The organism is Arthrobacter sp. B3I9, from assembly GCF_030816935.1.
Lineage (GTDB): Bacteria > Actinomycetota > Actinomycetes > Actinomycetales > Micrococcaceae > Arthrobacter.
Window position 1 is genome coordinate 244,635 of the sequence record NZ_JAUSYO010000001.1, and the last position, 16,875, is coordinate 261,509.

General features: G+C 65.0%; 18 protein-coding genes. 5 read left to right on the forward strand and 13 right to left on the reverse strand.

Features of this window, described 5'->3' with window-relative positions:
* Positions 1-159: 159 nt before the first annotated feature.
* Genes QFZ65_RS01270 through araB form a run of 4 tightly spaced genes read right to left on the reverse strand, consistent with a single transcriptional unit; the run spans position 160 to position 5,043 of the window.
* Complete coding sequence (locus QFZ65_RS01270; RefSeq protein WP_306907639.1) at positions 160-1,059, reverse strand: aldose 1-epimerase family protein; 900 nt, start codon at positions 1,057-1,059, stop codon at positions 160-162.
* Positions 1,056-2,576 (reverse strand): L-arabinose isomerase, encoded by a 1,521-nt coding sequence (gene araA, locus QFZ65_RS01275; RefSeq protein WP_306907641.1) that lies wholly within the window; start codon positions 2,574-2,576, stop codon positions 1,056-1,058. Before araA ends, QFZ65_RS01270 begins: the two co-directional genes overlap by 4 nt.
* A gap of 44 nt (positions 2,577-2,620) precedes the next feature.
* Entirely contained in the window at positions 2,621-3,331 is a 711-nt protein-coding gene (locus tag QFZ65_RS01280) for an L-ribulose-5-phosphate 4-epimerase (protein ID WP_306907642.1), read from the reverse strand.
* The gene (gene araB, locus QFZ65_RS01285) at positions 3,328-5,043 is read right to left on the reverse strand and encodes a ribulokinase (RefSeq protein ID WP_306907644.1); all 1,716 of its coding nucleotides are present in this window, start codon (positions 5,041-5,043) and stop codon (positions 3,328-3,330) included. The genes QFZ65_RS01280 and araB overlap by 4 nt, the downstream gene beginning before the upstream one ends.
* 164 nt (positions 5,044-5,207) lie before the next feature.
* On the opposite strand from araB, the gene QFZ65_RS01290 reads away from it, so the two are divergent.
* Complete coding sequence (locus tag QFZ65_RS01290; RefSeq protein ID WP_306912465.1) at positions 5,208-5,648, forward strand: helix-turn-helix transcriptional regulator; 441 nt, start codon at positions 5,208-5,210, stop codon at positions 5,646-5,648.
* 10 nt (positions 5,649-5,658) lie between these two features.
* A complete protein-coding gene (locus tag QFZ65_RS01295; RefSeq protein ID WP_306907646.1) occupies positions 5,659-6,069 on the forward strand; it encodes a VOC family protein in 411 nt (136 codons plus the stop codon).
* A 53-nt stretch (positions 6,070-6,122) separates the two neighbouring features.
* Here QFZ65_RS01295 and QFZ65_RS01300 read toward each other — a convergent pair whose 3' ends face one another.
* The 8 genes from QFZ65_RS01300 to QFZ65_RS01335 form a co-directional block, all read right to left on the reverse strand.
* Positions 6,123-7,145: a LacI family DNA-binding transcriptional regulator gene (locus tag QFZ65_RS01300; RefSeq protein ID WP_306907648.1), complete on the reverse strand. Its 1,023-nt coding sequence runs from the start codon at positions 7,143-7,145 to the stop codon at positions 6,123-6,125.
* Positions 7,146-7,297: 152 nt separating this feature from the next.
* Positions 7,298-7,531 carry a zinc-ribbon domain-containing protein gene (locus QFZ65_RS01305; RefSeq protein ID WP_306907650.1) on the reverse strand — a complete coding sequence of 78 codons (234 nt, stop codon included), beginning with the start codon at positions 7,529-7,531 and terminating at the stop codon, positions 7,298-7,300.
* A 99-nt stretch (positions 7,532-7,630) separates the two neighbouring features.
* The gene (locus tag QFZ65_RS01310; RefSeq protein ID WP_306907652.1) at positions 7,631-7,978 is read right to left on the reverse strand and encodes a hypothetical protein; all 348 of its coding nucleotides are present in this window, start codon (positions 7,976-7,978) and stop codon (positions 7,631-7,633) included.
* Positions 7,979-8,018: 40 nt separating this feature from the next.
* Positions 8,019-8,741, reverse strand: a complete 723-nt coding sequence (locus tag QFZ65_RS01315; RefSeq protein ID WP_306907653.1) for an SDR family NAD(P)-dependent oxidoreductase — start codon at positions 8,739-8,741, stop codon at positions 8,019-8,021.
* A 16-nt stretch (positions 8,742-8,757) separates the two neighbouring features.
* The gene (locus tag QFZ65_RS01320; RefSeq protein ID WP_306907656.1) at positions 8,758-9,525 is read right to left on the reverse strand and encodes an SDR family NAD(P)-dependent oxidoreductase; all 768 of its coding nucleotides are present in this window, start codon (positions 9,523-9,525) and stop codon (positions 8,758-8,760) included.
* Positions 9,512-10,903: an MFS transporter gene (locus QFZ65_RS01325; RefSeq protein WP_306907658.1), complete on the reverse strand. Its 1,392-nt coding sequence runs from the start codon at positions 10,901-10,903 to the stop codon at positions 9,512-9,514. The genes QFZ65_RS01320 and QFZ65_RS01325 overlap by 14 nt, the downstream gene beginning before the upstream one ends.
* Positions 10,903-11,790 (reverse strand): polysaccharide deacetylase, encoded by an 888-nt coding sequence (locus QFZ65_RS01330; protein WP_306907660.1) that lies wholly within the window; start codon positions 11,788-11,790, stop codon positions 10,903-10,905. The genes QFZ65_RS01325 and QFZ65_RS01330 overlap by 1 nt, the downstream gene beginning before the upstream one ends.
* Positions 11,791-11,838: 48 nt before the next feature.
* On the reverse strand, positions 11,839-12,855 hold the full coding sequence (locus tag QFZ65_RS01335; RefSeq protein ID WP_306907662.1) for an asparaginase: 1,017 nt from the start codon (positions 12,853-12,855) through the stop codon (positions 11,839-11,841).
* Between the two features lie 281 nt (positions 12,856-13,136).
* Between QFZ65_RS01335 and QFZ65_RS01340 the strand changes: the two genes are divergently transcribed.
* Entirely contained in the window at positions 13,137-14,180 is a 1,044-nt protein-coding gene (locus tag QFZ65_RS01340) for a LacI family DNA-binding transcriptional regulator (RefSeq protein ID WP_306907664.1), read from the forward strand.
* Positions 14,181-14,263: 83 nt separating this feature from the next.
* Here QFZ65_RS01340 and QFZ65_RS01345 read toward each other — a convergent pair whose 3' ends face one another.
* Positions 14,264-15,709, reverse strand: coding sequence for a PucR family transcriptional regulator (locus QFZ65_RS01345; protein WP_306907665.1), 1,446 nt, complete (start codon positions 15,707-15,709; stop codon positions 14,264-14,266).
* Positions 15,710-15,873: 164 nt separating this feature from the next.
* On the opposite strand from QFZ65_RS01345, the gene pxpA reads away from it, so the two are divergent.
* A complete protein-coding gene (pxpA, locus tag QFZ65_RS01350; protein ID WP_306907667.1) occupies positions 15,874-16,593 on the forward strand; it encodes a 5-oxoprolinase subunit PxpA in 720 nt (239 codons plus the stop codon).
* 40 nt (positions 16,594-16,633) lie between these two features.
* Positions 16,634-16,873 carry an acetyl-CoA carboxylase gene (locus tag QFZ65_RS01355; RefSeq protein ID WP_306907669.1) on the forward strand — a complete coding sequence of 80 codons (240 nt, stop codon included), beginning with the start codon at positions 16,634-16,636 and terminating at the stop codon, positions 16,871-16,873.
* Positions 16,874-16,875 lie beyond the last annotated feature (2 nt).

Below are 16,875 nucleotides of genomic sequence, written 5' to 3' on the forward strand. Positions count from 1 at the left end.
TGAGTCGAACGGTGGTTCAGCCGACAGTGGACGGCTGCTGATTGTTATCGCTAACAATATGGTCAAAGATAGCTTCTTGTAACATGTGAGTCAACGCACATTCCGGCTTTATTCCGCCGAACTGGCCGACGCTGATATCGCCGTGACCCGCCCGCTGCTTCACGCGGCAAAAATGGACCAGCCCACTTCATGCACAGCCCCTGGTTCGAGCCGCACGAGGTCGGTGCCGGTGTTGAAGGCGCCCGGCGGGCAGGTCATCGGTTCCGCGGCCAAACCAAGCCGGCTGGGCAGCGGTGGCTCCCTGTCGTGCGTATAGAGCTGAAGCCAGGACAGGCCTTTGCCCCAGGACATCCCTACGCCCGTTCCGCCCGGGTCGCGGGCCAGCAGCCGGCCGCGGCCGCCGTCGAACGCGAGCCCGGTGAAAGCGTTGTCGATTTCAGTGCCGCCGATGGCGCGCGGACCACGGAAGTCATACTGGCTGCCGGCCACCGCCCTGGCGGCCAGGGGTTGGCGCCCGTCCGGCGTCATTTCCAGGAAGGAGCCCGCGCCGAACTCCAGGCTCCACTCGTCCAGCGGGGCGGGCCCGGCCAGCAGGTAGGGGTGGGGGCAGACACCATAGGGCGCGGTCCGCTCCCCGGTGTTGCACGCGCTCACCCTGGCGTGCAGGCCGTCCCCGTCCAGCGAGTACGTCACGGTGAGCGCCAGCCCGAACGGGTATCCCGGCGTCGGCCCGATCCTGCAAGAGAGGACCAAGATTGACTCCAATCGAGAGTCCAGCTGCCAGTCCAGCTCCGGGGTGAAGCCGTGCAGGGCGCAGTTCCGGTCCGGTTCGTTCACGGGCAGCTGGTAGTCAACCCCGTCAAACCTGTACCTGCCGTCGGGGATCCGGTTGGGCCAGGGCGCCACGATGACGCCGCGGAAGTCCTCATTAGGGCCTCCCGTCGGGAACGGAACAACAAGGTCCCGCCCCCGGTGCCGCAGCTCGCGCACCGCGGCGCCGCGGGCGGTGATGATGGCACTGTACTCCCCGTTCCGGATCCCATATTCGGGGCCGGTCACAGGCCGCCGGCCAGCTTGTAGTACGCGGCGTTCCAGGCGAGTTCCTTTTTGAACCCCTTGAGAGTGGTGCCCTCGTCGATGGTGAGCAGTTCGGTGCGGGCGATTTCCGCGAAGTCCTCGAACACGTCCATGCCGACGGCCGTGGTCAGGACGGTGTGGTGGGCGGCGCCGGCGGTGAGCCAGGCGGCAGCGGAGGTGCTGAAGTCGGGCTTGGGTGACCAGAGCGCACGTGCCACCGGCAGGTTGGGCAGCGGCTCGTCGAGGTCCACGACATCGACGGCGTTTGCCACCAAGCGGAAGCGGTCGCGCATGTCAGACAGGGCGACGACCACACCGGGGCCGGCGTCGGTGTCGAAGACCATCCGGACCGGGTCTTCCTTGCCCCCGATGCCCAGCGGGTGGATCTCCACGCGCGGCTTGCCGGCGGTCAGCGAGGGACAGACCTCGAGCATGTGCGCGCCGAGGATCTTTTCCTGACCCGGCACGAGGTGGTAGGTGTAGTCCTCCATCAGCGAGGCGCCGCCGGGGAGCCCGGCGCCCATGACCTTGGCCGCGCGGACCAGGATGGCGGTCTTCCAGTCCCCCTCGGCGCCGAAGCCGTAGCCGTCGGCCATGAGGCGCTGGACCGCCATGCCCGGCAGCTGGCGGAGGGTGCCGAGGTCCTCGAAGGAGGTGGTGAACGCGGCGGAGCCGTTGGCTTCCAGGAAGCTGCGCAGGCCCAGTTCAATCCGTGCGCTGTAGCGCAGCGACTCGTGGCGGTCTCCGCCGGCCTGCAGCTCGGCGGCGACGTCGTAGAGCCGTTCGTATTCCGCGACGAGGGAGTCGACGTCGGAATCGGGCGCGCCGTGCACGGCGGCGGCGAGTTCGTTCACGGACCAGGTGTTCACCGAGACGCCGAAGCGCAGTTCAGCCTCGGTCTTGTCACCTTCGGTGACGGCGACATTGCGCATGTTGTCGCCGAACCGTGTGAGCCTGAGGGTGCGGACGGCGGCCCAGCCTGCGGAGGCGCGCTGCCACGATCCCACCTGGCGGGACACCTCGGGGTTGGACACGTGGCCCACGACGGTCTTGCGCGGGATGCCCAGGCGTGACTGGATGTAGCCGAACTCGCGGTCGCCGTGCGCGGCCTGGTTCAGGTTCATGAAGTCGAAGTCGATGTCCGCCCAGGGCAGCTCGACATTCGCCTGGGTGTGCAGGTGCAGCAGGGGTTTGCGCAGCAGGTCCAGGCCCTGGATCCACATCTTCGCAGGCGAAAAGGTGTGCATCCACGCGGTCACGCCGATCACGGCGTCATTCGAATTCGCCTCCAGCGCGGTGCGGCGGATCGCGTCAGAGTCCGTCAGCACCGGTTTCCAGACCAGCTTGACGGGGACCTCGGCGGAGGCGTTGAGGGCGGCGGCGATCTCCTGTGACTGCCCGGCCACCTGTTTGAGGACGTCCTCGCCGTAGAGGTGCTGGCTGCCGGTAAGGAACCAGACCTCGTACTTTTCGAGGGAGGTGTTGTTGGCGTTGGTCATGTTTTCTCCTGCTGAAGGTATGGGGCGACGGCGGTTATCGCGGCCTAGCGGCCGTAGACGTTCTGGTAGCGGTCGTAGAGCGACTCGATTTTGGCCGGGTCAATGGGAATCGGTTCGCCCAGCTGCCGGGAAACATGGACGGTGCGTGCCACTTCCTCGCACATGACCGCGGCCTTGACCGCCGAGCGGGCGTCCTTGCCGATGGTGAACGGGCCGTGGTTCTGCATCAGGACGGCCGGGGAGTTGGAAGACCGGAGCGTTTCCACGATGCCGATGCCGATGGAATCGTCCCCGATCAGCGCGAACGGGCCCACCGGGATGGGACCGCCGAACTCGTCGCCCATCATGGTGAGCACGCACGGGATGGCTTCTCCCCTGGCGGCCCAGGCGGTGGCGTAGGTCGAGTGCGTGTGGACCACCCCGCCGACGTCGGGCATGTTGCGGTAGACGTAGCCGTGCGCCGCCGTGTCCGAGGACGGCGAGAGGCCCGGGTTTGCCCATTCGGCCACGCCGCCGTCGGCTCCGGAGGCCGGGGCGTTGACGGGGGTTCCGTAGAGATCGGTGACCACCATCAGCTCGGGCGTCAGGTCGTCATAGGAGACGCCGGACGGTTTAATCACCATGAGCTCATGTCCGGGGACCCGCGCCGATACGTTTCCCGCCGTCCAGACGACCAGCTGGTAGCGCGTGAGTTCGGCGTGAAGATCGCAGACTTCCCTGCGTAGCCGGGCGATGGTTTCGAGCAGGGCGCTCATGCGGACACCCCGGCGGTGAACAGCGGGCGGACGGCGTTACGCTGGATCGCCTTGAGCCGGTGCATGACCTCGTTGGTTCCCCTGCCGAAATAGTCATGCAGCGTCCGGTACTCGCGGAACAATTCCTCATAGGCGGCGACGTTCTCGGGGACGGGCGTAAAGACTGCTCCGGGCTCGGAGCCCATCGCCGCGGCGGCGGCCCTGATGTCCGGGTACCGGCCGGCTGCTACGGCGGCGTGGATGGCCGATCCCAGCGCCGGCCCCTGGCTGGAGCCGATGGTGGAAAGCTGCAGACCTGTGACGTCGGCGTAGATTTGCATCAGGAGCCGGTTTTTCACCAGCCCGCCGGCGACGATGAATTCCTTCACGGGCACTCCGGCGTCGCGGAAGGCGTCCACGATGGTGCGCGTGCCGAAGGCGGTGGCTTCCAGCAGCGCCCGGTAGGTATCCTCCGGGCGCGTGGCAAGGGTTTGACCCACCACCACGCCGGAGAGCTCATGGTCCACCAAGACGGATCGGTTGCCGGAGTGCCAGTCCAGAGCAAGGAGTCCGTGTTCGCCAATTGCCTGGCCGGAGGCGAGCCCGGTCAGGTACTCGTGGATGTCCACGCCGCGGGTGGCTGCGGCCTGGTGGTATTCCGGCGGGACGCCGTACTTGGTGAACCAGCCGAAGATGTCGCCCACGCCGCTCTGGCCCGCCTCGTAACCCCAGAGCCCGTCCACGATGCCACCGTCAACCACACCGCACATGCCGGGGACCTCGTGCAGTTCGGCGCCGTTCATCACGTGGCAGGTGGAGGTGCCCATGATGGCCACGAGCTGTCCGGGTTCCACCGCCTTCGCCGCCGGGGCCGTGACGTGGGCGTCCACGTTGCCCACCGCGACGGCGATGCCCTCGGGCAGTCCGGTCCAGGCGGCGGCCTCGGCGGTGAGATGGCCCGCCGCGTCGCCCAGCCGGCCGATGGTGTGCTCCAGCTTGGAGCTCACAAAGTCCCCGAACTTGGGATTCAGGGCGGTCAGGAACTCCTCGGACGGGTAGCGGCCGTCCTGGTAGATCCCCTTGTAGCCGGCCGTGCAGGCATTGCGGACGTAGTTGCCGCACAGCTGCCAGACGATCCAGTCAGCCGCCTCCACCCAGCGGTCCATCGCCGCGTAGACTTCCGGAGCTTCCTCGAGGAGCTGGAGTCCCTTAGCAAACTCCCACTCGGAGGAGATCAGCCCGCCATAGCGCGGGAGCCAGGACTCGCCCCGTTCTGCGGCCAGCGCATTGATGCGGTCCGCCTGCGCCTGTGCGGCGTGGTGCCGCCACAGCTTCACGTATGCGTGCGGCGCATCGGCGAAGCGAGGCAGTTCATTCAGGGGGGTGCCGTCGGCAGTGACGGGAACCATCGTGCATGCGGTGAAGTCTGTGGCAATCCCCACGACGGCGGCGGGGTCGATCCCGGCGTCCGCGATCGCGGCAGGGACAGCGTGCCGGAGGACGTCGCGGTAGTCGTTGGGCACCTGGAGCGCCCACTCCCCCGGAAGCCGGAAACCGGCCGTGCCGGCCGTATCCTCCGGCAACTCGTCGGTCACAACTGCATGGGGGTAGGCGAAGACCCCGCTCCCGAGCTCCTTGCCGTCCCGTACACGGACCACGACGGCGCGGCCGGAGAGGGTGCCGTAGTCGACGCCAATGACAAAGCTTTCGGTTCCGTCCATCGAGACGTCCATCAATCCTCCAATAGGTTCCGCGGCGTTGCGAACCCCTTTATTGTTAGCGCTAACAAACAGGGTGTCAAGAAAAATCTGGGGGGACCAGGTTCCAGCCACCCAGAATGGCCCTGCCACTAAAAGTGGCCGTCCACTTCCGGGGCCCTGCGTGCTACCGTCGAATCATGACCCCGCAGGAGCTCGAAAACCTTGCTCACCTGCGACGTGCGCGGGACCTGATGGATCGTGACTACGCGAGGCCGCTCGACGTTCCGACGATGGCCCGCAAGGCGCTCATGTCACCCGCACACTTCTCGCGCCGCTTCCGCGCGACGTACGGCGAGACGCCGTACAGCTACCTGATGACGCGCAGGATCGAGCGCGCGATGGCGTTGCTGCGGGCGGGCGTAAGCGTTACGGATGCGTGCATGGCAGTCGGCTGCACGTCCCTCGGCTCGTTCAGCTCCCGGTTCAGAGAGATCGCCGGGGAGACACCAAGCGCCTACCGGAGTCGGCAGCACCGGGCGGTCAAAGTCATGCCTTCCTGCGTCGCAAAGACACAGACTCGCCCGGTCCGGAGCACATCGAGCAGGATCGGAGAAGCGGTGGGGGAAGCCGCGGCATAGAGTTCCGGTTATGACCATCGCACTCCAGTACTGCAACATCACAGTCAACGACGTGGACGAGTCCATCGCCTTCTATGGCGACGCCCTCGGCCTCAAGGTCCGCAACGACGTGCCCTCGGGCGGATTCCGCTGGGTAACACTGGGCAGCGACTCGCAGCCCGGACTCGAGATCGTGCTGTCCGTGCCTCATGCCGGCCGCTCCCAGACCGACGGCGACGCGCTGCAGGAACTCCTCACCAAGGGCGTTCTGCCGATTATCGTGTTCAGCTCCGACGATGTCGACGCGACCTTCGAGACCGTGCGCGCATCCGGCGCCGAGGTCCTCCAGGAGCCGACCGACCAGCCCTGGGGCCCGCGCGACTGTGCCTTCCGCGACCCCTCAGGCAACACCGTCCGGATTGCGCAGGCGCCGGCGATCTGACTTGCCGCCACTCCTGAAGCCGCGGCACCCGACTCGAGGCAGGGCCGCGGCAATTAGGGGCGCTGACCGCGGCGCAAGGTGCTGGCCCGCACCACAAGCTCAGGTTCGACCACCCCTGTGCTGCCACCGGCGCCGCCCTCGATCTGTGCCCGCATCAGGTCCATGCACCGCTTCCCGAGTTCCTCGAAGTCCTGCCGCACAGTAGTCAGCGGCGGCATGAAGTAGGCGGCTTCAGGCTGGTCGTCAAAGCCGACCAGTGAGACGTCCTCGGGCACACGGACACCGTTTTCCCCGAATGCCCGGAGCAACCCCAGCGCCATCTGGTCGTTACTGACGAACACCGCGGTGGCGGAGCGCTGTTCGGCCAGCTGTTGCCCGATCCGGTAGCCGCTGCCCGCGCTCCAGTCACCCTCCACCAGGAGATCGTCGGTGAGGCCCGCTTCCGTCAGCTCCTCCCGCCAGCCGTCGACGCGGGCCTGGCCGTCGATCCAGTCCAGCGGCCCGGAAACATGGCCGATCCGTTGGTGGCCAAGGCTGATCAGATGCGCGACGGCCAGCCGCGCCCCGAGCTTCTGGTCAACCATCGCCCCGCTCAGGCGCCCTTCCCCTGCTCCCCCTACAACGACCACCGGCATGTCCAAATTCAGTTCTTCCAGCGCCAGAAGCGTTCCGCCATGCGGCACGATGACAATCAGTCCGTCCACACCCTGGTCCGTCAGGTGGCGTACCGCATCGGAAACGGCTTCGGCTCCGGCGCCCTTGATGGCGGCGATGCTCACGAAATAGCCCGCCTCCCGCGCGGCCTGCTGGACTCCCAGCAACGTGTTCGCCGGGCCGTACTGCCCCAGTTCCGAAGCGAGGACGCCGATGGTCTGGGTGCGCCGGGTGACCAGGCTCCGGGCTGCCGTGTTGCGCCGATAGCCGAGCTCGGCAATTGCCGCCTCAACTCGCTCTCGCGTGGCCTTACTGACATTTGGGTGCTTGTTGATCACCCGCGAAACCGTCTGGTGGGAAACCTTGGAGCGGACTGCGACATCTTCCAGGCGTGGCAGCCGCCGTTCATCATTGCTTCCCATGCGAGGCACCGTTCCTGTCAGTATGCAGCCGGTCCGCGCGTGACATGGAGTGACCGGAACGAGTTCGACGCTCCACACTTCGCGCCATCGTGTTAGCGCTAACGTTAGCGCATAGAAGGCTTGAAGGATCGGTCGACCGGCAGAATAGGCGACTACCCGCGGGCCAAGGCGTTCTTCTGGCGTGCACTGATGCTGGACATGCGGCCACAGTTGGAGCACGTGATCCGGTAGGAGCGCGACGTGGTGAGTACCGGGATGAAAAAGACCGTGAGCCGGGTGGACCGCTCCTCAAGGTGGTGGTGCGCGAAGGAGTGGCAGTACTGGCAGCTCGCCGGCCGCCCCGGCAACTCCCTAGCCATGGTCTTGAGTCCGAAGAGTAGGAACATTTTGAATGCCTTTCAGGGCCGAGCCGGGAGCAGTAAGTAAGCCTGCTTATCATTTTAGCGTAGCTTGCATCCCGGTACTCAACGCTCGCAGCCTCCTGCCTATGGTGCGGTCGAAGTTGCCGTTGCCGTTGAGGCGAGCGTCCGGCCGATACCCGCAACCCGGGAAGGGAGGCCGGAGTTTTCCGGATCGTCCGCGAATGCCCCCTGGCGCCCCCGAAGGCGTTCCAACTGTGGCGTGCCGCCAAAACGCTCGATAACGGCGCGCCACAGTTCCTCGACGGTACGGCACTGCCGCGTAGCCCCCGAGGGGCCGGAGATCATCCAGCCATCTTTGAGCGCCGTAACTTTGGGGGCTCCCGGCAGGCCCTCGCACAAACTGTTGATCGTGCCCGCCACTATCAGGTGTTGACGCAGGGTGCGCACCGCGCCGAGGACCGGATCGGCCACGGTCGTCCGCCCGCAGGCACCACACATACAGTCTCCTTTCTTAGGGCATAACGTCGCCGGAGTTCGGGCCAAGGGTTTGGCCCAGAAAGAGATTTCCACCCGGGTCGCTGGCAAGGAGGAGGGCGACGGGGGCCACCTCCACCGGCGTTCCGAAGCGTCCGAGCGGAAGTTCCGCACGTTTGGCGGCTTTCCAGTCTTCCGAGATGCCCTCAACCAGAGGCGTCTCGATCGGCCCAGGTGCAATGCAGTTGACCAGGACGTTGTCAGGTGCGACTTCGAGGGCCAGCGCCTTGGACAACCCGACGACGCCGGCCTTCGCGGCACTGTAGTGGCTCAGTCCCACACCACCTTTGATGGCAAGCTGGGAGGCAATGTTGATGATCCGCCCCCACTTTCGCTCGCGCATCTCGGCCACTACCTCCCGGCAGCAGAGGAAGACGCCGGTCAGGTCCACGGTGATCGTTTCGTTCCACATCGCGAGGGACATCTTTTCAAGAGGTGACTCCGTAAGGAGGCCGGCACTGTTGACAAGGATGTCGATGGGACCGACGCGTTGCCGGGCCTCGGCAAAAGCTGCCTTGACGCTGGCTTCGTCGGCGACATCCACGTGGATCGAACCGTTGCCCCCGGCACGGTCGAGAACGGCCACGGTGTCTCCGTTATCCCTGAAGGCGTCCGCGATCGCCAGGCCGATCCCGCTCGCGCCTCCCGTGACGACAACCGCACGGCCCGATGGCGCCCCCGCATAGTTCGGAATGCTCATTTTGTCCTTTCCGGCATCAGGATCGCATCTTGACCGTCAGGCCGCCGTCCACAATCAGGGCTTGTCCGGTGATGTACCCGGCATCATCTGAGGTGAGGAAGGCGATCGCGCTGGCGACTTCCTCGGGCCGGCCGACACGGCCCCAGGGAATGTCGTTTCCGGCCCGCTGAAGTCCGTCAGGTCCCAGTGAGTTGACGGGGTCGAGGGACTGCGGGGTTTCGATCAGCCCGGGGATGACCGCGTTGGCGCGGATCTGGCGGGGCCCGAGCTCCACGGCGACGCTGCGGATCAGGCCCAGCACCCCGGCTTTGGCCGCGGCGTAATGGGCGTGCTCTTCCCACCCGTAGACGCCTCCGGCGATGGAAGACACCGCCACCATGGCGCCGCCGTCGACCATCCTGGCAGCGCCTGCGCGCAGGGTCCGCAGGACTCCGGTGAGGTCGACGTTCAGCATGTCCTCCCAGCGCTCGTCCGTCATCTCACCGAGGGGCGAGTTGCGAAGGATTCCGGCGTTTGCCACCGCGTAGTCCAGCCGTCCGTACTCCCGCACGGCCCGTTCGGCAAATGCGTCCACGGACGGTGTGCTGCGAACGTCCACTTCGTGGATGATCCCTTGGCCGCCTGCCTCTTTGACTTTCCGCAGGGTTTCTTCCGGATCATGCGGGTCACCGGGGAAGGTCCCGATGATCGACCGGACACCTTGGCGGGCATAATGGACCGCGAGCGCGCGTCCGATTCCGCTGGCTGCACCGGTGATGACAGCGACCTTGTTATGCGACGTCATGGGGGTGGTCCTCCAGCAAGGCCTCAACGGGCGGCTTGGCGGCTATCATCAGGACGCCGGAGAGCAGGGTTCCCAGCGCGCCGACCCACACGGCTGCGGTGCCGGTGTCGCTTCCGGCGGCGATTGCGGTGAAGATGGCCCCGCCAATGATGGTGCCCGGCTGGCTCATCGCACCGATGAAGGCTGTTCCGGTTGCGCGGCAGCTCACCGGGTAGCACTCTGCCATGAAGTACTGGATCGCGGCGTAAGGTCCCACCAGGAAGAACAAGCCGGCGCCGTAGGTGAGGATGATCATGAACGGGCTGGTAGCGATCGGGCTGAGCATGATCGCAAAGGAGATGCCCGAGAGGATCCAGCCGCCGATGATAGTCCGCTTGCGGCCTATCCTGTCGCCGAGCCACCCGTGGAAGACGTAGCCGAAGTACGCGAGCAGGTTGATGACGATCAGCATCCAGAAAGCGTCCGAGAGTTCCACACCCTTCGCATTTTTCAGGACTGAACTACCAAGGACGCTGAAGATGGTGATGCCGAAGAAGTTCACGATCCAGGCCAGGGAGAACACAATGGTGTTCCGGCGCAGGTGGGGTTCCCAGATGCGCTTCAACGGAGCTGCCGAAGAGTGCTCGACGCCGTACGCGTGCGCCAGGGCATGGGCTTCGTCTGACTGTCCGCCCTTTTCGAGTTCGGTCAGCTTGTGGTGCAGTTCGAACTGCGGCGTCTCCTTGAGCTTCTTGGCAATGACCCAGACGATAACGGCCGCCGGAAGGGTCGCCATCAGATACAGGGCGCGCCAGCCCAGGGACGGCAGGAAGGCCAGGGCGAGTGCGCTGGCCAACAGGAAGCCCAGCGGCCATCCGCCCTGGATGAAGGAGTAGTGAAAGCCGGGACGCTTGCGCTTGTCGGCCACTTCGGTGACCTGATAGACCTCGTTCATGTAGGTGGCGTTCACGGCCTGTTCGGAGAATCCGAGTCCGCCGAAGGAACGGATCACCACCAGCAGGGCGTTGCTGACGAACGGGATGCCTGTGGGAATCAGCGCCGTGAGGCCGGAGACGACAGCCGTGCCGCCAATCGTGGTCATCATCCCTTTGCGGCGGCCAAGCCTGTCGATGACGGGGCCGATTCCGAAGCAGACGATCGCGGTGCCGACGGCGATCCAGGTGTTAATGGCGTAGGCCTCGGTCGCTGTCCAGCCGAACTCTTCCTGCATGGCCGGCAGGAGGGTGCCGAAAAGTCCATAGTCAAAGACTGCGACCGTCCAGGCCAGCAAGGCCAGGACAGTGGAGATGCTGGTGTTTCGTTTGGAGAAGACCGGGAAGCGGCGCTTCTCGTCCGGCCGGGGTTGCGTCAGGTCGACGGCGGGTTCCTGGATAGTCATTACTGGTTTTCCTTTCGCGGGCTGCGGCTGAGGAAGGAATCAGCGATCTGGTCGAAGGTCAGCCAGCTGACGCCCTCATGGGAGTTGATGTGCTCGATCAGGCGTTCGAGCATGAGGAGCACCTGGGGCCGGCCGGAGACATCGGGGTGGATCGTCATGGTGAAGACGGCCTGGTCCATCTCCCGGTAAACCCAGTCGAACTGATCGCGCCACAGCTGTTCGATGTCCCTCGGGCTGACGAAGCCATGAGAGTTTGGCGCGGCCTTGATGAACATCATCGGAGGCAGGTCGTCGAGGTACCAGTTGGCAGGAATTTCGACCAGGTCTGTTTCCTGCCCGCGGACCAGCGGCTCCATCCAGGTTTCGGCGTCCTTGGTGTAGTCGATCTTTTTCCAACTGTCGCCCACGCGGACGTAGTAGGGCTCAAAGTCCCGGTGCATTAGGGAGTGGTCATATTTGATCCCGCGTTCCAGCAGGATCTCGTTGGTGACGGGCGAGAATTCCCACCATGGTGCCACGTAGCCGGTGGGCCGGCGCCCTGAGACCTTTTCGATCAGCTCGATCGAGCGGTCGAGGATGGCGGTTTCCTGCTCGCGGGTCATCGCGATGGGGTTCTCATGCGAGTAGCCGTGGACGCCGATCTCGTGGCCGGCATCCACGATCATCCGAGTCAGCTCAGGGAAGGTTTCAATGGAGTGTCCGGGGACGAACCAGGTGGCCGGCAGCCCGTACTTCTGGAAGAGCCGGATGAGGCGCGGGCCGCCGACTTCACCGCTGAAAAGTCCCCGGGAGATGTCACACGGGGAGTCCTCGCCTCCGTAGGAGCCCAGCATTCCGGCAACTGCGTCCACGTCGACGCCGAACGCGACTTGGATGTCCTTAGTCATGAGATCAACCTTTCACTTGGTGGTATTTTGCTTTCGTCATGGGAACTCTCAAAGGGGTTTGCCGTGCCGGGCAAAAACCTCCGCGATGCGGTCTCCAGGGGCTCCCAGCCTGAGCAGGAGGCTGAGAAGGATCAGGGACTGGGATGGTCTGAGTAGCCCGGAGGGTATGGCGCCGGCGGCGCGCAGGTCCGCACCGCCGCCGTCGCCGTATACGGGCACCACGGGGCCTGCCTCCACCCGCGTACTGGTGACGACGACGACGCCGGCAGCGACGGCCTCTGCGACCGCCGCGCAGATTTCCTTGTTGGCGTTGCCGGTTCCCGTCCCCTGAAGCACGATCCCGTCTGCCCCTGCCTGGAGTGAAGCCCGCAGGAGGGCTGAGTCGGCACCCGGGTGCACAGCAACAAGATCCACGCGGGGCGAACCGGCTCCGCCATCCGGGAGGGGCAGGGCTTCGTAACCGGAGGGCCCCTCCTGCAGCCGGATGTCTCCGGTACCGGAAACACTCCCGGCCGTTCCGAAATCGGGATTCGCGAACGCGTCGAGCCTTGTCGTGTGGCCCTTCCGTACGCCGGCAGCCCGGAAGATTCTGCCAGCGAATACCACCAGCACTCCTCGGCCCCGCACCTCAGCGGAACCGGCGACGGCGATTGCCCGGGAAAGGTTGTCCGGCCCGTCCGGTGACTCCGCGTCTGCAGCCTGCTGCGCTCCGGTAAAAACGACAGGGCGGGGGTCATCATGCGTCAGATCGACCAGGTAGGCCGTCTCCTCCATCGTGTCCGTGCCGTGTGAAACAACAACGCCAAGGACTTGCGGGTCGGCCAGGGCCTCCTTGATCCTGGCGCAGATCACGACCATGTCATCGACCGTCAGCAGGTACGAGCCCTTCCGGAAGACATCCACGACGCGGACGGGATGAGAGGCTGGAGTCACCATGCTGGCGACAACTTGGTCTCCCGTGTCCGATGCCACCGCCCCTCCCCCGGCCTGCGACGCCCGGGAAGAAATGGTTCCTCCCGTGGCCAGAAGCACTACGTGGGGGCCTCGCAGATCTGTGACCGTCATATCCGCTCCATCTGTCTCGGACGCCATGCGTCCTACCCAATCGATTGGGTTCGTGGGTAAAAGCTATCCATCCGATGTTTCAGGCAGCTTCCGCAGCCTGTTTCTAAGAGGTAAATAAAATTCCGTCCCAGCGGAGACCAGTTCTACCCAATCGATTGGGTAGGACTAACAAACGACTATAGAATGTGACTTACAACACGTCAAGGGTCGGGAGCGGGATGATCTGCGGGTTTTCCGGCACGCTGGGTCAGAACGCTGTTTAATCTAGGTAGGGGAGCGCATTGGAAGAACGCAGGGCCGCCGGCCGTACCGTCACACTGAAGGATCTTGCCAGTGAGCTCGGCATCCACCCCTCGACCATTTCCCGGATCCTGCACTCGGACTCCGACGTCGCCCGGGGTGCGGCTTCCGCGGCGACCGCCGAGCGCGTCCGCGACTTAGCGCGGAAGCGCGGCTACTCCCCGGATCCGCAGGCCACAGGCCTGCGGACCAGACGGACCCGGCTCCTGGGGGTCATAGTTCCCCGGCTTTCGGATTTGGTCCTCGCCACCATGTACGAGGGCATCGAAGAATCGGCCGCCGAGCTGGGCTATTCCACCTTCGTGATGAATTCCCTCGATGACCCGGCCCAGCAGCGTCGGAAAATCGACATCATGCTGGCCCGCCGGGTGGACGGTCTGATTATCGGAGACGCCCACTCGGGCACCAGCCTCCTGCCGGAGCTGACCGCCCGCAAAGTGCCGTTCGTCCTCATGAATCGCCGGGTTCCCGGCTATCCTTCGGCCACCTGTGACGATGTCCTCGGCGGCCAGCTTGTGGCGCAACACCTGTGGGACAGGGGCCACCGCAAGGTTTCGGTCATTGCCGGTGAACCCTATGCCAGCACTGCGGTGGATCGTACAGCCGGGTTTGTGGAGCGATGGCGGTCCTTGGGGGGCGATATTTCCGACGACGCCGTTGTCTGGTCCCGTTTCGACACGGCGGGGGGCCGCGAAGCAGCGGAAACGATCCTGATGAACGGCACCCCGACCGCCATCTTCGCCGTCAACGATTTCGCCGCCATCGGCGCGATGGGGGCACTCCGGTCCCATGGCCTCACGGTAGGCCTGGACGTTGCGGTCGTGGGCTTTAATGACACTTCCCTCGCCGCGGAGCTTCCGATTCCGCTCTCCTCCGTGCGCTCACCAATGCACGACATCGGCAGGACAGCGGTGCATCTGTTTCAGCGCGTTCTCGACGGCGACCGCGTCGAACCGGTGGCCTTGAAGCCCACCCTGAGCGTCCGCGAAAGCAGCGCCATGGTGGCTCCTTTGCTTGCGCTGTAACGCGCTGCAACCCTACGGGCTCGCCGCACCCATCCCCTTGCCTTGCGTTCCCCTTGCCTTGCGTTGCCCTGCACGGATGGCTGTTAGGAGTGCGCCGCTACGATGGCCAGGGCGAGCAGGCAGGTGGCACGGACGTAACCGTCGGACAGATCCAGCTGAAGGAGATCTTCGATCTTCCGGATCCTGTAACTGAGGGTGTTTCGATGGATGAATAGCTCATCGCAGATTTCCCGGGAGTTACCGCTGAGGCGCAGGTAGGCCTCGAGTGTCTCGCGCAGCGATCCGCCGTCGTCGAAGGCCAATGGTGCGAGCAGCCTCCGCGACATCGCGACCAGTCCCAGGCTGGGCAACCCTTGCACCACGCCGGCCAGATCGGCCGGCGGAGCCCGGCGAATGCCAGGCGGCCCTACGTGGCGGCGCGCCAATTGCATGGCCAGAGGTAGTTCACTGAGGCTTCCCGATTCGGCAACAACAACGGACAATTCCGGAGCGTCGGTGAGATACTCCTGCACGGCGTCCGGCAGGTCAACGGCGCCGTTACGGTTTTGCACCAGCAAAGTTGTGAGCCCGGCTTCCTCCATGAACCTCACCGTGCCGAAACGGGCTTGGAGGCCCACCCGCGCACGCCAGGCGATGGCCCGCAGCTTTGCCGGCGCAACGCGCTCCGAACCTCCGATGAGTACCGCTCCCCAGTCCTCGTCCGGGTTGAACCCGGCCTCGACCGCATAGCGGCGCAACGGTGTGGAGGATGCTCCTCTTTCCTCATAAAGCGCTTCCACAAAGCGGGCGGCCTCAGGCGAATGCAGCGGTGAACTCGACCCCAGCGTGTAGCTCAGCTGCATGGCGATGACCGCCGCTACCGGGCCCAGGGTGGGCTGCAGCACCACGCTGCTCTTGATGCCCTCGATGACCAGTTGAAAGCGGTGCGATTCGCCGCTGGGGAGGCGCAGGGTTGTCCGGGCAGTGCCGGTGCGGCCGGCCCCCGCTGAGATCAGCTCGAACGAGTCGGAATCAATCACGGCCACCCGCGCTTCGATGGCGTGCGCCACCCGCCCCAAAACCTCGGAAAGCGAATGGCCGTCGGCCGCAAGCCGGGTACATTCGTCTGCCAGTTCCCAGCCTTTCCGCAGCTCCGCATTCCGCTCGGAGGCGATCACCAGTTCCACATGCCTCATCACCAGGACGAAGGGCACCTCCGGCGGCAGCTCCAGCAGCGGCAGGCCATGGGCCTCGCAGGCCTGCACCAAGCCGGCAGGCAGCTCGTGGTGGGCGGCACCAAGACCGAACGCTAGACCCGCAACGGGAACGGAAATCAACCGCTCCACGTAGGCGTCCCAGATCCTGAAGTCCTTGACGTTAAGGCCCATGCCGTTCGTCAACACAAGGGCGTTGACGCCCAGGAAGGGTGTCGGATCCATATGTTCCGTCGGAGCGCACCACATGATGGGACGCCCCAACCGGCCGTCCTGACCGGCGACCCGCAGCCGGATTTTGAGGTCGGGATCGGCTACGAGATCTGAGATGCGCACGGGGCCTCCCAAGGGGGCGGGTTTACCGCCTCATAGTGCAAATAAGAAAATGGATGCTCAAGATTCAGCGAATTGCACAATATCGCGGCTCGGAAGAGTTGGGTAGCGTTGCCTGCATGCAAATGAATGTGACCCCGGGCACTTCCCTTCCCGTTTCAGGACGTGTGCTTTTGAACTCCGACATGGGCGAGGGTCTGGGCCTGCACGCATTCGGCAACGACGAGGAACTCCTGCGCATCATCGATGTGGCGAACGTTGCCTGCGGCTACCACGCGGGCGACCCGGACGTCATGAACCGGACCGTGGCCCTTGCGGCAGAGCACGGGGTGGCAGTAGGCGCCCATCCCGGGCTGCCGGACGTAGTTGGCTTCGGTCGCCGCCGGATGGTGCTCACCCCGGAGGAGGTTGAATCCATCATCCTGTATCAAACCGGGGCCCTCACGGCATTCCTTGGCAAACACGGACTTGAGCTCAACCACATCAAGCCCCATGGCGCTCTCTACGGCATGCTGGCTGGCGACGAAGACCTGATGCAGGCCGCCGCCGGAGCGGCACGGCAGTACGGGGTCCCCTTCTACGGCCTGGCCGGTACGGCACATGAGTCAGTATGCCGGGCCATGGGTGTCGATTTCGTAGCGGAACTCTATGTCGACCTCAACTACGGACCCTCGGGTGAGCTGCTTATCCAGCGACGCCCGGCCCCGACGGACCCGGCGGCGGCTGCCGAGCGCGTCAGCCGGGCCATCGCCGGACAACCCGTCCTCGCCGTGGACGGCACGGAACTGGACATTCCCTTCCAAAGCATCTGCGTCCACTCAGACGCGCCCAACGCACCCGCCGTGGCTTCCGCGGTCCGTGCCGCGCTGGGTTCAGCCCCTGCTTAACCACCCGTTCTTAACCACCCGTCAGAAAGCGAGAACACCCGTGGCAACCATCGTCTCCCCGCTCCCCGGAATCTTCTACCGCAAGCCCGGTCCGGGCAAACCGCCGTTCGCCAATGAAGGCGACACCATAGAGGTCGGACAGACCCTGGGCATCGTCGAAATCATGAAGCAATTCACCGAAATCCAGTCGGACGTGGCCGGGGTCCTAGAGTCGTTTGAGGTCAACGAGGGTGACATGGTCAATCCCGGCGACGCCATCAGCGTTATCCGCGAAGGATAACC